Consider the following 13,946-nt stretch of genomic DNA (forward strand, 5'->3'; position numbering starts at 1 on the left):
GCGCGCGTTAGTCTACGCGCAGCACCCGGCTGGTATTGGTGGTGCCGGTCGCGCCCATAACATCGCCCTGCGTCACAATGACCAGATCGCCCGAGACGAGAAAGCCTTTATCGCGCAGCAGATTGACCGCATCGTGTGCAGCCACCACGCCATCATTATCGCTGTCAAATAACACCGGCGTCACGCCGCGATAAAGCGCCGTAAGGTTCAGGGTGCGCTCATGGCGCGACATAGCGAAAATCGGCAGACCGGAAGTAATGCGCGACGTCATGAGCGGCGTGCGGCCTGACTCGGTCATCGTGATAATGGCGGTCACGCCCTGCAGGTGGTTAGCCGCATACATAGCCGACATCGCAATCGCTTCTTCGATATTGTCGAAGGTCACTTCCAGGCGATGCTTGGATACGTTCACGCTGGGGATCTTTTCCGCGCCCAGACAAACTTTCGCCATGGCGGAAACGGTCTCAGCGGGGTACTGACCAGCGGCGGTTTCCGCTGACAGCATAACGGCGTCGGTACCATCGAGTACGGCGTTAGCGACGTCCATCACTTCGGCGCGTGTAGGCATCGGATTGGTGATCATCGACTCCATCATCTGCGTGGCGGTGATGATGGTGCGGTTCAGCTGACGCGCGCGGCGAATAAGCGCCTTCTGAATGCCAACCAGTTCGGGATCGCCGATTTCGACGCCCAGGTCGCCACGCGCCACCATCACCACATCGGAGGCGAGAATAATATCGTCCATCGCTTCCTGCGTCGCGACCGCTTCGGCACGTTCGACTTTCGCTACCAGCTGCGCTTCACAGCCCGCCTCGCGCGCCAGACGACGCGCATAGTTCATATCTTCGCCGCTGCGCGGGAAAGAGACCGCCAGGTAATCGACGCCGATCTTCGCGGCGGTAATAATGTCCGCTTTATCTTTTTCGGTCAGCGCTTCAGCTGACAGGCCGCCGCCGAGCTTGTTAATGCCTTTGTTGTTGGAGAGCGGGCCGCCGACGGTGACTTCGGTGAATACCTTCATGCCCTGGACTTCCAGCACCTTCAGCTGCACGCGTCCATCGTCGAGCAGCAGAATGTCCCCTGGCACCACATCTTCTGGCAGGCCTTTATAGTCGATGCCGACTTTCTCTTTATCGCCTTCGCCTTTGCTCAGGCTGGCGTCCAGCAGGAAACGGTCGCCCACGTTGAGGAACACTTTGCCCTCTTTAAAGGTCGAGACACGAATTTTCGGGCCCTGCAGATCGCCCAGAATCGCGACGTGACGACCCAGCTTCGCGGCGATTTCGCGCACTTTATTGGCGCGCAGCTGATGATCTTCCGGGGTGCCGTGAGAGAAGTTGAGTCGAACAACGTTTGCGCCTGCGGCGATGATTTTTTCCAGATTATTATCGCGGTCTGTGGCCGGGCCGAGGGTTGTAACGATCTTGGTTCTTCTGAGACGTCTTGACATGAAGGACTCCGTTGACAAATTTGCGTATCCCCTAAAGTGGACAGGGCGTGATGATTATTCTAACTGAAGGAGAGCCTGTGATACGACTCACATTGTAAATGTGATGTTAATTTTTTTGTTTCGCTGCGTTTTCCATGGTGTCGGGCTTATCGAAACGCGAATCTTTTAAGGCCTCTTTCACTCGTTTCAGGTTTTCACGAAACGCGCCGCCGCGCTCGAGAATAAATCCGGTCGCCAGCACGTCGATAGCGGTGAGCTGCGCCAGGCGGGAAACCATCGGCAGATAGACATCGGTATCTTCCGGAACATCAAGCGTTAACGCCAGCGTGGCGACCTCGGCAAGCGGGGACGCGGGAGAAGTGATGGCTATCACAGTGGAACCGTTTACACCGGCAAGGCGAGCCAGTTCTACCATATTTTTCGTGCGGCCAGTATGTGAAATTAAAACAAAAACGTCGTCTGAACGACTATTTATACAACTCATGCGCTGGATCACAATATCCTCAGACCAGACGACCGGCAGATTAAAACGCAGAAACTTATTAAAGGCGTCGTGCGCCACCACCGCCGAGGCGCCCAGACCAAAGAACGCCACTTTTTGCGCCTGCGACAGGGCCGCTACCGACTGCTGCACCACGGCGAGATCGAGCTGGTTACGTACGCGTTGCAGACCGGCCAGCGCCGAGTCGAAAATTTTATGGCTGTAACCTGCGGTATCGTCATCTTCATCCACGTCGCGGCTGACCCAGCTCAGTCCTTTCGCCAGGCTCTGCGCCAGCTGCAGTTTAAAATCGGGGAAGCCGCGGGTGCCGAGCCGACGGCAAAAGCGATTAACGGTCGGTTCGCTGACGTCAGCGGCGCGCGCCAGGCGGGCAATGCTGGAGTGTATCGCCTCCTGCGGATCGGCGAGGATCTGCGCGGCGACCTTACGTTCCGACTTGCTGAGCGTCGCCAGCTGCGCCTCGATTTTTTCCTGAATGTTCATAACCCGATGACCGTTATCGCTTTTATCGATGCCAGCAATGGCTGGCAGAGGGGGCATAAAAGCGTGAATATACCGCGTTCACCATGACCGCGCGCAAGTATGGGTAAGCCGATACTGAAAATTTTTGTCATAATTTGAACCGGATTCGATTTTGCCGGACATCGGCCGCAACGCTACAGTGGGTAAAAGCGCACGCAGTATCACATCGGCACGCCTTATTCCGTCCAGAGTTAACTCTGCGGACCAGCATAGAGTCAGGTTTACCTGACCCCCTGAAATAAGTACATTGTGCTGAAAGAAAATTACAACACGGACCCGGTGGATGAGGATGCAAACGCCAACGGGATCATCCTGCAATGAGGAGAGGAAAATGGCGGTAACACAAACAGCCCAGGCATGCGATCTGGTGATATTCGGTGCCAAAGGCGATCTTGCGCGCCGGAAACTGTTGCCTTCACTGTATCAGCTGGAAAAAGCGGGACAGATCCACGAGGAAACCCGCATCATCGGCGTGGGACGCGCCGACTGGGACAAAGCAGCCTATACCAAAGTGGTGCGTGAAGCGCTGGAAACCTTTATGAAGGAGAAGATTGACGAAGCGCTGTGGGACAAGCTCAGCGGTCGTCTCGACTTCTGCAACCTCGACGTCAATGATACCTCCCATTTTCCCAAACTGGGCAAAATGCTCGATCAGGCAAAACGCACCACCATTAACTATTTTGCGATGCCGCCAAGCACCTTCGGCGCTATCTGTAAGGGGCTGGGCTCAGCGAAGCTGAACGCCAAACCGGCTCGCGTGGTGATGGAGAAGCCGCTCGGCACCTCGCTGGAAACCTCGAAAGAGATCAACGACGCGGTAGGCGAGTTCTTTGACGAGAGCCAGGTATTCCGTATCGACCACTATCTTGGCAAGGAAACGGTGCTGAACCTGCTGGCGCTGCGCTTCGCTAACTCTATCTTCGTCAATAACTGGGATAACCGTACGATCGACCACGTGCAGATCACTGTGGCCGAAGAGGTCGGTATCGAAGGTCGCTGGGGCTACTTCGATCAGGCTGGCCAGATGCGCGATATGATTCAGAACCACCTGCTGCAGGTGCTCACCATGATCGCCATGGCACCGCCGTCCGATCTCAGCGCCGACGCGATTCGCGATGAGAAAGTTAAAGTGCTGCGCTCGCTGCGCCGTATCGATCAGACTAACGTGCGCGATAAAACGGTACGCGGCCAGTACACCGCTGGCTTCGTGCAGGGTAAAAAAGTGCCGGGCTATCTGGAAGAAGAGGGCGCCAATAAATCCAGCTCAACGGAAACCTTCGTCGCCATCCGCGTTGATATCGACAACTGGCGCTGGGCGGGCGTTCCGTTCTATCTGCGTACCGGCAAGCGTCTGCCGACCAAATGTTCTGAAGTGGTGGTCTACTTTAAAAACCCGGAGATGAACCTGTTCAAGGATTCCTACTCCGAGCTGCCGCAGAACAAGCTCACTATTCGTCTGCAGCCGGACGAGGGCGTCGATATCGAGATCCTGAACAAAGTGCCGGGTCTGGATCACAAGCACAAACTGCAGACCACCAAGCTGGATCTGAGCTACTCCGAGACGTTCAATCAGTCGCATCTGGCGGACGCTTATGAACGCCTGCTGCTGGAGAGCATGCGCGGTATCCAGGCGCTGTTTGTGCGCCGCGACGAGGTAGAAGCAGCATGGACCTATGTCGACTCCATTATCGAGGCCTGGGCCGCCGACGGCGACTCCTCCAAGCCTTATCAGGCTGGTACCTGGGGGCCGGTGGCGTCCGTGGCGATGATCACGCGCGACGGCCGCTCGTGGAACGAGTTCGAATAATCCTGACATCAGCCCGCCGCGTGCGGGCTTTTTTGTACCTGTACGCAGGAAAGTGAACCGCAGTTTCAAAAATTATCCAGGGCGGATAGACGATGCGGAAGGCGATCCTGTATGGTAGTGACGCATTGATGGCGCGGCACACGGCAGGCGCCGGTATGGATAAGCAAGGGGAACCGATGAAGAACTGGAAGACGAGTGCTGAAAAGATTCTGACCACTGGACCTGTGGTGCCGGTGATCGTAGTGAACAAGCTGGAACATGCGGTGCCGATGGCGAAAGCGCTGGTGGCGGGCGGCGTTCGCGTGCTGGAAGTGACGCTGCGTACGCCGGTGGCGATGGATGCGCTGCGCCTTATGATTAAAGAGGTGCCGGAGGCGATCGTTGGCGCAGGAACCGTTATCAACACGCAGCAGCTGCAGGAAGTGACCGAAGCAGGCGCGCAGTTCGTTATCAGCCCTGGCGTCACTGAGTCGCTGCTTAAGGCCGCGGTAGAAGGTCCGGTGCCGCTTATTCCGGGTATCAGCACCGTTTCCGAACTGATGACCGGCATGGATTACGGCCTGCGCGAATTTAAATTCTTTCCGGCGGAAGCGAACGGCGGCGTCAAGGCGCTGCAGGCGATCGGCGGTCCCTTCCCGCAGGTGCGCTTCTGTCCGACCGGCGGCATTTCGCCCGCCAACTATCGCGACTATCTGGCGCTGAAAAGCGTGCTCTGTATTGGCGGCTCCTGGCTGGTGCCAAACGACGCGCTGGAGACGGGCGACTGGGATCGTATTACGCGTCTGGCCCGTGAAGCGGTGGAAGGCGCGAAATAATTACTGGCGGTGAGCAGGGCGCTCACCGCATGATGATTAGCCTTCGACCTTGACCGCCGCCGCGCTGGCGATAGCGCGCGCGACGGCGTCATTAATATTTTCACCGCTCGCCAGAGCGACGCCAAGACGGCGCGAACCGGCGATTTCCGGCTTACCGAACAGGCGCAGCTGCAGTCCCGCGCCCAGTGCCGCTTCTACATTAACGAACTTCAGGTTCTGGCTGTGCAGCTGCGGCAGGATCACCGCCGACGCCGACGGGCCGTACTGGCGAATACCGCCGATTGGCAGACCGAGAAAAGCGCGTACGTGCAGAGCGAACTCGGAGAGATCCTGCGAAATCAGCGTGACCATGCCGGTATCGTGCGGGCGCGGCGACACTTCGCTAAAGATCACCTCGTCGCCGCAGACAAACAGCTCGACGCCAAACAGGCCGTAGCCGCCCAGCGCCTTCACCACTTCGCCAGCGATCGCCTGCGCGCGCTGCAGCGCCACGTCGCTCATCTGCTGGGGCTGCCAGGATTCGCGATAGTCGCCATCTTCCTGACGATGGCCGATGGGCGCGCAGAAGTGAAGGCCATCAACCGCGCTCACGGTAAGCAGCGTAATCTCGAAATCGAATTTGACGACCCCTTCGACAATCACACGGCCTGCGCCTGCGCGTCCGCCTTGCTGCGCATATTCCCAGGCGTGGTCGAGCTGGCTGGCTTCGCGAATAAAGCTCTGGCCTTTGCCTGAGGAGCTCATCACCGGCTTGACGATACAGGGAAAGCCGATCTCCGCCGCCGCCGCTTCGAAACTGGCCTTGCTGTCGGCGAAACGATAGCTGGAGGTGGGCAGCCCCAGCTCTTCCGCCGCCAGCCGACGGATGCCTTCACGGTTCATGGTCAGGCGCGCGGCGCGCGCGGTAGGCACCACGCGCTGGCCCTGCTGCTCCAGCTCAATCAGCTTATCCGTCGCGATCGCTTCGATTTCCGGCACCACATAGTCGGGCTTTTCCTGCGCGATAAGCGCGGCCAGCGCCTCGCCGTCAAGCATGTTCACTACGTGGCTGCGGTGCGCCACATGCATTGCGGGCGCATCGGCGTAGCGGTCTACGGCGATCACTTCCACACCCAGTCGCTGGCACTCCAGCGCAACTTCTTTACCCAGCTCACCCGAGCCTAACAGCATGACACGCGTCGCAGCGGGACGCAGCGCAGTTCCAAGAGTCGTCATAATTTCACCTGTGAGTCAAAACGCGCGCGCAGTATAAACGAAAACGTTTGCGTTCTCATCTTCTGGCGCTTTGCCTCTCTTTTCTCACCTTGACGTTTACTGACGCCCGGTGGTGCAGAGTAGAGTCCTTGTCGCTACGAAGGAGAGAATAATGAACAACCTGTTGCAACAGCTACAGTCGCTGCTGACGAAAAAGGATCACAGCGGCGGCAACGGAGGATTAAACGAGATGCTGGCGCCCGGCGCACTGGGCGGGCTGGCAGGCTTGCTTATCGCCAGCAAAAAATCACGTAAGCTGTTAACCGAGTATGGCGGCAAAGCGCTGATTATCGGCGGCGGCGCAGCGGCAGGCGCGGTGCTGTGGAACAAATATAAACAGCGCGTGCGCGATACGCACCAGCATGAAGCCGGTTTCGGCGAGCTGCAGACCCCGGCGGATCAGCGCGCCGAACGTCTGGTCACGGCGCTGGTTTTCGCCGCCAAAAGCGACGGCCATATCGACGATCGCGAGCGTGCCGCCATAGAGCGCACAATTCATGAATCGGGCTACGGTCAGGCGGCGGAAACGCTGATCCAGCAGGCCATTAACCGACCGCTCGATCCCGCCTGGCTGGCGGCCGACGTTAAAAATGAGGATGAAGCGCTGGAACTCTATTTCCTCAGCTGTGCCGCTATCGATATCGATCACTTTATGGAGCGCAGCTACCTCACCGCGCTGGGCGACGCGTTGAAGATTCCGCAGGACGTGCGTGACGGCATTGAAAAGGATTTGCAGACGAAAAAAGCGCAGATCGCAGCGGAATAAGCCACCTGCGGCCGCCTTGCGCGGCCGCAATAACAACGCGTTACGCACAAAAATTTGGCTTCCCCGCCACCTGATGCCACCCTTAAAGAGTATTAATAACAGGGAGACGGAGCATGCAGGCCCCCAGCGCAAAAAAAATTCCTCATGAAATGACGCTCCATGGCGATACGCGCGTGGACGATTATTACTGGCTGCGCGACGACAAGCGCGATAATGAAGAGGTGCTGGACTATTTGCGTGCCGAAAATAACTACGGCAAGCAGATTATGGCGACCCAGCAGCCGTTACAGAACCGCATTTTAAAAGAGATTGTCGATCGCCTGCCGCCGCAGGACCATTCGGTTCCCTATGTGCACAACGGCTATCGCTATCAGAGTCGCTATGAAAGCGGCAACGAGTATGCCGCGTATTACCGCCAACCCGCCGAGAGCGCCGAGACCGATGAGTGGACGCTGCTGCTGGACGCTAACCAGCGCGCCTCGCACAGCGAGTTCTACACCATGGGCTCGCTCAATATCAGTCCTGACAATAAGGTGATGGCACTGGCGGAAGACTTTCTCTCCCGGCGGCAATACGGCATCCGTTTTCGCTGCCTTGAGAAAGGGAGCTGGTATCCAGAAGTATTAAACAACGCCTCGTCCAGCTTCGCCTGGGCGAATGATTCGCGCACGCTCTACTACGTGCGCAAACATGAGCAAACGCTGCTGCCTTATCAGGTCTGGCGACATGAACTTGGCACGCCGCAAAGTGACGACCAACTGGTTTATGAAGAAAAGGATGATACCTATCATCTCAGCGTGCATAAAACCACGTCTGAACATTTCATTCTGATCGCGCTGTTCAGCACCAACACCAGCGAGATCCAGCTGATCGACGCCGGTTTCCCGGACGCCACGCCGCAGGTATTTTTGCCGCGCCGTAAAGATCATGAGTACAGTCTGGATCACTATCAGCATCAGTTTTATATCCGATCGAACCGGGACGGCGAGAATTTCGGGCTTTACCGTACGCGCTGGCTGGATGAGTCGCGCTGGGAAACCCTGATCAAGCCGCGCGATCATGTCGTGATGGAAGACTTCCAGCTGTTCCGCGACTGGCTGGTAGTAGAGGAGCGCCAGCGCGGCCTCACCAGCCTGCGTCAGGTTCACTGGGAAACCGGGGAAGTGACCGGCATCGCCTTTGACGATCCCACCTATGTCACCTGGCTGGCGTTCAATCCTTCGCCGGAAACCAGCAAGCTGCGCTATGGCTACGGCTCGATGACCACGCCGACCACGCTGTTTGAGCTGGATATGGACACCGGCGAACGGCGCATCCTCAAGCAGAGCGCGATTGGCAATTTCGACCCGGACAACTACAAAAGCGAGCATCACTGGATTACGGCGCGCGACGGCACCGAAGTGCCGGTGTCGCTGGTCTATCACCGCAGGCACTACCAGCCCGGCAAAAACCCGATGCTGGTCTATGGCTACGGCGCCTATGGCAGCAATATGGAGGCGGACTTCAGCGTCAGCCGCCTTAGCCTGCTCGATCGCGGTTTCGTCTACGCGCTGGTCAACGTGCGCGGCGGCGGCGAGCTGGGACAGCGCTGGTATGACGGCGGCCGCCTGTTCAACAAGATGAACAGCTTTACCGACTTTATCGACGTCACGCAGGCGCTGGTGAAAAAGGGCTTTGGTCAGCCTGAGCAGCTCTATGCTATGGGCGGCAGCGCGGGCGGCCTGCTGATGGGTGCCGTAATCAATATGGCGCCGGAACTCTTTCACGGCGTGGTGGCGCAGGTGCCCTTTGTCGATGTGGTCACGACGATGCTGGATGAGTCGATCCCGCTTACCACGGGTGAATATGATGAGTGGGGCAACCCTAACGACGCCGATTACTACGGCTATATTCGTCAGTACAGCCCCTACGACAATGTCGAGGCGAAAGCCTATCCGCATATGCTGGTGACCACCGGGCTGCATGATTCTCAGGTGCAATACTGGGAGCCAGCGAAATGGGTGGCGAAACTGCGCGCGCTGAAGACCGACAATAATCTGCTGATGCTCTGTACGGATATGGATGCCGGTCACGGCGGTAAGTCAGGACGTTATAAATCCTATGAGGGAATTGCGCTGGAGCTGACTTTCCTGATCGCGCTGGCGCAGGGCAGCCTGCCGCCGCAGCGCGATTATTGATCGTCGCTCAGGTATCGACGCAGCGCCTGCCGCAGCGGCGGGCGCAAATCGCGCACGTTCTCCAGCACCCAGCGCAGATAGCGCGGATCTTTACGCGCAATGGCGGCGACGCTTTGACCACGATACTTGCCGAAGGGCAGCACGTCGCCCGCCACGCTGGCGGGCTGGCAGCGCTGCGCCATCTGCAACGCATCCCAGCCGGAGGTCTCCATAATACGGATCAACAGCGCGGCGGTAACGTAACAGTCGTAAAGCGCGCGGTGGGCATGCAGATCGGCGGGGGGCGATACCTCCAGCTTCAGGCTGTGGCGCAGCGCCTGATTGCCGTACTTAATGCCAGGCCAGAGCTGGCGCGACAGCATCATGGTGCAGATCCAGTCGCCGTGCATTTCCGGCAGCATGCGGCGATCGAAGCTGGCGTTATGCGCAACATAGAAAGCGCTGCCGTGATAGCGGCCAATCGCCTCTTCGATAGTGGGTTTGCCAACCACCATCGCTTCGGTAATGCGGTGGACGGCCATCGCCTGACGGCTGATTGGGCGGTCAGGCAGGATCAGATCGCTCATCGGGTTGACGATCTGGCCGTCAATCACATCGACCGACGCCACTTCCACCACGCCACCCTGTAGACCGCAGGTTTCGGTATCAATTACGCGTAGCATGAATTACTTCAGTTTGGGTTCGTAGGGCAGGCGCGAAAAGTTCAGCGACGCCTGGCGATAGTGCATCAGTCGCTGGCGAAACCAGTCGCGAAGCGCCGCAGGCTGCTCGTTTTCAACCATTTCAGCCACTACCGGCATGTTGTAGCGCTCTTTGAACGCCACGCCCGCTGCGGCCAGTTCAACATTGACTTTATCTTTCTCTTCCTGAGAAAGCAGGGCGAGGTTTTGACTCATGGTGATCTCCTGAAGACAGGGGGCAAAAATAATGCTTATCCCGCTCTGAATCAAGGGCAAAGGATAGCATCGCTGGCCCTCGACACCTTAAAAGCCACGGCGTATCCTTGCCCACGTTTGCCGCTGATGCGATGGCTAAAAGGATGATCCCATGCAGAAAAGAACCCTCTTAACAGGCGCTGCCGTCTCGCTGCTGCTGTTCAGCCAGTCGGTGCTGGCGCATGCTCACCTGAAATCGTCCCAACCGGCCGATAACGCTGTTATCGCCGCCGCGCCGCAGGCGCTGACCCTCAGCTTTACCGAAGATGTGGAACCCGCTTTTAGCGGCGTAACGCTGCTGGATGCCGGTAAAAAAACGATCGCCAGCGAGAAAGCGCAGCTGGATGCGAAGCAGCACAATCGGCTGATCGTTCCGCTGAAGGCGCCGCTGGCCGCGGGCGATTACCAGGTTAACTGGCACGTACTGTCGGTTGACGGACATAAAACCCAGGGCAGCTACCGCTTTAGCGTGAAGTAATCAGTGACTTTGCTGTGGATCCTGCTGCGTGCGCTGCATTTCGCCGCCGTGATGCTGCTGGCGGGTAGCGCATTTTACACCGCGCTGTTAGCGCCGGTACGCTATCGTCGTGCGCTGGCGCAGCGTCTCGACGCCATAATGCGCGGGTGCATCTGGCTGGCGCTGCTCAGCGGACTGCTGATGCTGGCAACCCAGCTGGCGTTGATGAGCGGCGACTGGCGCAATCTGAGCGACGCTCTGATCTGGCGTGCGGTGCTGAGCACGCGCTTTGGTGCGGTCTGGCAGTGGGAGATAGCGCTGGCCGCGGCAACGCTGCTGGCGAGTCTGCTGCGTAATGAACGACGGCAGCAGGCGTGGCTGGTGGGCGCGCTGTTGCAGCTGGGCTGTATGGCGTTGACCGGACATGCGGCGATGCGCGAAGGCGCTGTGGGCGCGCTGCAGCAGGCTAATCATGCGCTGCATCTCATCGGCGCCGCCTTCTGGACGGGCGGCCTGTTGCCGCTGCTTATTCTGATGCGCGAGGCGCGGCAGATCGATCGGCGCAGCGACGCCATTCGCACCATGATGCGCTTTTCGCGTTACGGACATCTGGCGGTCGCCGCGACGCTGCTCACTGGCGTGGTGAATACGCTGCTGATCGTCGGCTGGCCTCGCCAGTGGCATGGCGGCCTTTACAGCGAACTGTTAGTTGTTAAGGTGACGCTGGTGGCCCTTATGGTCGCTATTGCGCTGCTCAACCGTTACGTGCTGGTGCCGCGTTTTCGCCGCGCGGGGAAGGGCGCGCAACATAAATTTATTCGTATGACGCAGCTTGAACTGCTGCTGGCATGCGCAGTGGTTGGCCTGGTCAGCGTCTTCGCCACGCTGTCGCCAGCCTGAGTTTGACCCGTTTTGACTGAGTAAAAAGGTAGGCTATTTTGCTGAAGAAAGTGATCCCCGCAGTGCTGTTATTATCTCTCTGTGGCCAGGCGCTGGCGGCGGAGATTATTACCGTCAGCCGTTTTGAGGTGGGTAAGGCGGCATGGCCCTTTAGCCGTGAAGAGGTGATGTTAACCTGCGAAAAAGATGGCTCGCTGTTCGCCATTAATCCCAGCACGCTGATGCAGTATCCGCTCAATGATAAAGCCGAAGCCCGCGTGCAGGCAGGCCAGGTGAAGGCGCAGCCCATCTCTGTAATCCAGGCGGAAGACAAGGCGCATCCAGGCCAGATGATGAGCCTGCAGCCGATTATCGAGCGTACACAGGCGCTGTGCGATAAATAATCCTGACCAGGGCGCGATGCTCTTTCGCGCCTTCTTTCGATGATTCTGCCGCCAGGATCACACTCTGATCCTGCGGATCCCCTCTGCCCGGCTGTTCGCTGGCATTTCCAAAGGCGTGGTCTAATCTTAACTGGCAAGGCGAAATCGCCTGCATTAATGCCAACTTTTAGCGCACGGCTCTACAAGAGCCATTTCCCTGGACCGAATACAGGAATCGTGTTCGGTCTTTTTTTGCGCCATGAATTTAGACGGTGCATCCCGTTATCTGACCCTTTCCTGAGGCGTCTTATATCCCGACCAGCCGAGTCTCTTTTCTGAATCAGCGAACACCCCTGTTTTGTGTCGATGCAGCCATCACGTAACACACCTCTTTTACTTTACCGCGCCAGGCGTAAGCGCGTGGCCTCTTCTGGCGATAATCTGCCTGCTTCAGCAGAAACTAAATCCTGAACCGGGAGACGAATATTACTTTTCTGTCTCAGCCACCTTTCTTTTTATGTTATTTCTTTGACGTTAGTAAAAATATATTAACAGCGCGCCGGTTAAGCTTATTGCCCTGTTTCAGGTAAGTTGCTGAAGATAAAGTTATTACCCTGCGCTTCGCTGTAATATGCGATTTTAAATTATCGCTTCGCTAATAAATAAATGGGTTTTCTGGTGTGAAATAGCCTTGCAGATACAGGCTGGTCGTCTAGTATTAATCATGCAACACGAAATACGGCTGGCGTAACAGATTTATGCCGGTTGCCATTTACTGAATGACAATATGTCCAGGAGGATATTATGGCCGAGCATCGTGGTGGTTCAGGTAATTTTGCAGAGAACCCTGAAAAAGCTTCAGAAGCAGGTAAAAAAGGCGGTCAGCACAGTGGCGGTAATTTCGCTAACGACCGTGAAAAAGCTTCAGAAGCAGGTAAAAAAGGTGGCCAGAATAGCCATAGCGGCGGACGCAAGTCTTAATAAACAGAATATTTTAGAGTCTGTTTAAGCCACCAACCCCGGCATTCTATGTCGGGGTTTTTTTATGCGCTGTAACAGCACATTAGCCGCTCCTTTTAAAAAATCATGCTGAAACGTTTACAGGCAGAGCGACTATTTAAGACTTTTCATCTTGCTGGAGACGGGCGGCAAGGTAAGATCCCTGTTTTACAGGGAGGCCGTTATGAAAAATGTTGTGCTGAGCATGCTCGCTAAAATATCAAAAATCGATGCGGAAACGAAGCAGCTCACCGCGCGCGTCGAAGCGCAATCGCTGCTGATCAGCGCGCTGGTGTTAGCCGTCAGCAGGCAGGGCGGCGTAACCGAGATGATTGATAGCGCAAACAAAGCGATCAATACCGTGATTGAATCGGCCGATTCTGATGAAATGCTGAAGTCAGATGCCGCCATTCTGCTGCATGAATTCCAGGAGTTGCTGACCATATCCAGAGCGGTTGATAAAGCAGATAACGAAATCGACCAGGATGGGCTCGCTCATATCAGCGGCGTTTCTCACCTGACTGGCTCTGAACCCCAGGAAAAAGACAAGCTTTAGCCTGCCTCCAGCCCGCCTTGCGGGCTGGCTGATGCGCCTGCTTTAATATTTGGTCTCAGACACCCCTTTTATGCCGCCATCTTCCGACAGGCCGCTGCGCAGCGCTGACAGGCCTGCGCGCAGTGCTGGCAGTGATCGTGCTGATGCTGACCGCACTCGTCCGCGCACTGCTGGCAAACGTCCGCACAGAGCTGACAGAGCGCAACGGCTGATTCGCTCTGCTGCGCAATAAACTGAGCGGCCAGGCGACAAATCGCCGCGCACTGCATATCGAGCTGAATGCAGCCCCGCATCATTTCAATATTTTCTTCACGCAGACAGGACGCCGCGCAATTATCGCAGGCAGCGGCACAGGCATAACAGGCTTCCAGGCACTGTTTATATTCACTGTTCATATTTCCTCCTTATCATTTCGTGGTGACTGATTAAGCCTAAAAAATATTG

At 57.0% G+C, this 13,946-nt stretch carries 15 protein-coding genes; 9 read left to right on the forward strand and 6 right to left on the reverse strand.

The genetic code is table 11. The annotated features are described in order from the left end of the window. Nucleotides 1-7 precede the first annotated feature (7 nt). Together pyk and D7S44_RS08470 are read right to left on the reverse strand one after the other, a co-directional pair. Nucleotides 8-1,450, reverse strand: a complete 1,443-nt coding sequence (pyk, locus tag D7S44_RS08465; RefSeq protein WP_120453852.1) for a pyruvate kinase — start codon at nucleotides 1,448-1,450, stop codon at nucleotides 8-10. A 106-nt stretch (nucleotides 1,451-1,556) separates the two neighbouring features. Continuing rightward, the gene (locus D7S44_RS08470; protein WP_167456962.1) at nucleotides 1,557-2,435 is read right to left on the reverse strand and encodes a MurR/RpiR family transcriptional regulator; all 879 of its coding nucleotides are present in this window, start codon (nucleotides 2,433-2,435) and stop codon (nucleotides 1,557-1,559) included. A 370-nt stretch (nucleotides 2,436-2,805) separates the two neighbouring features. On the opposite strand from D7S44_RS08470, the gene zwf reads away from it, so the two are divergent. Both zwf and D7S44_RS08480 read left to right on the forward strand, forming a co-directional pair. Continuing rightward, on the forward strand, nucleotides 2,806-4,281 hold the full coding sequence (gene zwf, locus D7S44_RS08475; RefSeq protein ID WP_120453854.1) for a glucose-6-phosphate dehydrogenase: 1,476 nt from the start codon (nucleotides 2,806-2,808) through the stop codon (nucleotides 4,279-4,281). 176 nt (nucleotides 4,282-4,457) lie between these two features. Next, entirely contained in the window at nucleotides 4,458-5,096 is a 639-nt protein-coding gene (locus D7S44_RS08480) for a bifunctional 4-hydroxy-2-oxoglutarate aldolase/2-dehydro-3-deoxy-phosphogluconate aldolase (protein ID WP_120454212.1), read from the forward strand. Nucleotides 5,097-5,132: 36 nt separating this feature from the next. Here D7S44_RS08480 and purT read toward each other — a convergent pair whose 3' ends face one another. Next, the gene (purT, locus tag D7S44_RS08485; RefSeq protein WP_120453856.1) at nucleotides 5,133-6,311 is read right to left on the reverse strand and encodes a formate-dependent phosphoribosylglycinamide formyltransferase; all 1,179 of its coding nucleotides are present in this window, start codon (nucleotides 6,309-6,311) and stop codon (nucleotides 5,133-5,135) included. Between the two features lie 151 nt (nucleotides 6,312-6,462). On the opposite strand from purT, the gene D7S44_RS08490 reads away from it, so the two are divergent. Both D7S44_RS08490 and D7S44_RS08495 read left to right on the forward strand, forming a co-directional pair. Then, nucleotides 6,463-7,116 (forward strand): tellurite resistance TerB family protein, encoded by a 654-nt coding sequence (locus D7S44_RS08490; RefSeq protein ID WP_120453858.1) that lies wholly within the window; start codon nucleotides 6,463-6,465, stop codon nucleotides 7,114-7,116. Between the two features lie 113 nt (nucleotides 7,117-7,229). After that, nucleotides 7,230-9,293: a prolyl oligopeptidase family serine peptidase gene (locus D7S44_RS08495; protein ID WP_120453859.1), complete on the forward strand. Its 2,064-nt coding sequence runs from the start codon at nucleotides 7,230-7,232 to the stop codon at nucleotides 9,291-9,293. On the opposite strand, the gene exoX is transcribed toward D7S44_RS08495, so the two are convergent. Together exoX and D7S44_RS08505 are read right to left on the reverse strand one after the other, a co-directional pair. Next, nucleotides 9,287-9,955, reverse strand: a complete 669-nt coding sequence (gene exoX / locus D7S44_RS08500) for an exodeoxyribonuclease X (RefSeq protein WP_120453861.1) — start codon at nucleotides 9,953-9,955, stop codon at nucleotides 9,287-9,289. The two genes, D7S44_RS08495 and exoX, sit on opposite strands and share 7 nt — an antisense overlap. Nucleotides 9,956-9,958: 3 nt before the next feature. After that, complete coding sequence (locus D7S44_RS08505) at nucleotides 9,959-10,189, reverse strand: DNA polymerase III subunit theta (RefSeq protein WP_120453863.1); 231 nt, start codon at nucleotides 10,187-10,189, stop codon at nucleotides 9,959-9,961. A 151-nt stretch (nucleotides 10,190-10,340) separates the two neighbouring features. Here D7S44_RS08505 and copC point away from each other — a divergent pair, with 151 nt between their 5' ends. The 5 genes from copC to iraP all read left to right on the forward strand — a co-directional run bounded on the left by copC (nucleotide 10,341) and on the right by iraP (nucleotide 13,502). Then, the gene (gene copC, locus D7S44_RS08510; protein WP_120453865.1) at nucleotides 10,341-10,706 is read left to right on the forward strand and encodes a copper homeostasis periplasmic binding protein CopC; all 366 of its coding nucleotides are present in this window, start codon (nucleotides 10,341-10,343) and stop codon (nucleotides 10,704-10,706) included. Between the two features lie 3 nt (nucleotides 10,707-10,709). After that, complete coding sequence (copD, locus tag D7S44_RS08515; RefSeq protein WP_147402092.1) at nucleotides 10,710-11,585, forward strand: copper homeostasis membrane protein CopD; 876 nt, start codon at nucleotides 10,710-10,712, stop codon at nucleotides 11,583-11,585. Nucleotides 11,586-11,620: 35 nt separating this feature from the next. After that, nucleotides 11,621-11,968 carry a YebY family protein gene (locus D7S44_RS08520; RefSeq protein ID WP_120453867.1) on the forward strand — a complete coding sequence of 116 codons (348 nt, stop codon included), beginning with the start codon at nucleotides 11,621-11,623 and terminating at the stop codon, nucleotides 11,966-11,968. Between the two features lie 783 nt (nucleotides 11,969-12,751). Then, nucleotides 12,752-12,928 carry a con-10 family general stress protein gene (locus tag D7S44_RS08525; RefSeq protein ID WP_120453869.1) on the forward strand — a complete coding sequence of 59 codons (177 nt, stop codon included), beginning with the start codon at nucleotides 12,752-12,754 and terminating at the stop codon, nucleotides 12,926-12,928. A gap of 202 nt (nucleotides 12,929-13,130) precedes the next feature. Continuing rightward, entirely contained in the window at nucleotides 13,131-13,502 is a 372-nt protein-coding gene (iraP, locus tag D7S44_RS08530) for an anti-adapter protein IraP (protein ID WP_120453871.1), read from the forward strand. A gap of 68 nt (nucleotides 13,503-13,570) precedes the next feature. Here the strand turns inward: iraP and D7S44_RS08535 are convergent, their stop codons facing one another. Then, nucleotides 13,571-13,897, reverse strand: a complete 327-nt coding sequence (locus D7S44_RS08535) for a four-helix bundle copper-binding protein (protein WP_120453873.1) — start codon at nucleotides 13,895-13,897, stop codon at nucleotides 13,571-13,573. Nucleotides 13,898-13,946 lie beyond the last annotated feature (49 nt).

Source organism: Pantoea piersonii (genome assembly GCF_003612015.1).
In the GTDB taxonomy this organism is placed as follows: domain Bacteria; phylum Pseudomonadota; class Gammaproteobacteria; order Enterobacterales; family Enterobacteriaceae; genus Pantoea; species Pantoea piersonii.

Bases quoted from the DNA above. Each gene is read 5' to 3' on its own strand.
- D7S44_RS08495 (WP_120453859.1), top strand. From the start codon at position 7,230: ATGCAGGCCCCCAGCGCAAAAAAAATTCCTCATGAAATGACGCTCCAT.
- exoX (WP_120453861.1), bottom strand. From the start codon at position 9,955: ATGCTACGCGTAATTGATACCGAAACCTGCGGTCTACAGGGTGGCGTG.
- D7S44_RS08505 (WP_120453863.1), bottom strand. From the start codon at position 10,189: ATGAGTCAAAACCTCGCCCTGCTTTCTCAGGAAGAGAAAGATAAAGTC.
- D7S44_RS08480 (WP_120454212.1), top strand. From the start codon at position 4,458: ATGAAGAACTGGAAGACGAGTGCTGAAAAGATTCTGACCACTGGACCT.
- D7S44_RS08490 (WP_120453858.1), top strand. From the start codon at position 6,463: ATGAACAACCTGTTGCAACAGCTACAGTCGCTGCTGACGAAAAAGGAT.
- iraP (WP_120453871.1), top strand. From the start codon at position 13,131: ATGAAAAATGTTGTGCTGAGCATGCTCGCTAAAATATCAAAAATCGAT.
- D7S44_RS08535 (WP_120453873.1), bottom strand. From the start codon at position 13,897: ATGAACAGTGAATATAAACAGTGCCTGGAAGCCTGTTATGCCTGTGCC.
- D7S44_RS08470 (WP_167456962.1), bottom strand. From the start codon at position 2,435: ATGAACATTCAGGAAAAAATCGAGGCGCAGCTGGCGACGCTCAGCAAG.
- purT (WP_120453856.1), bottom strand. From the start codon at position 6,311: ATGACGACTCTTGGAACTGCGCTGCGTCCCGCTGCGACGCGTGTCATG.
- copC (WP_120453865.1), top strand. From the start codon at position 10,341: ATGCAGAAAAGAACCCTCTTAACAGGCGCTGCCGTCTCGCTGCTGCTG.
- pyk (WP_120453852.1), bottom strand. From the start codon at position 1,450: ATGTCAAGACGTCTCAGAAGAACCAAGATCGTTACAACCCTCGGCCCG.
- zwf (WP_120453854.1), top strand. From the start codon at position 2,806: ATGGCGGTAACACAAACAGCCCAGGCATGCGATCTGGTGATATTCGGT.
- D7S44_RS08525 (WP_120453869.1), top strand. From the start codon at position 12,752: ATGGCCGAGCATCGTGGTGGTTCAGGTAATTTTGCAGAGAACCCTGAA.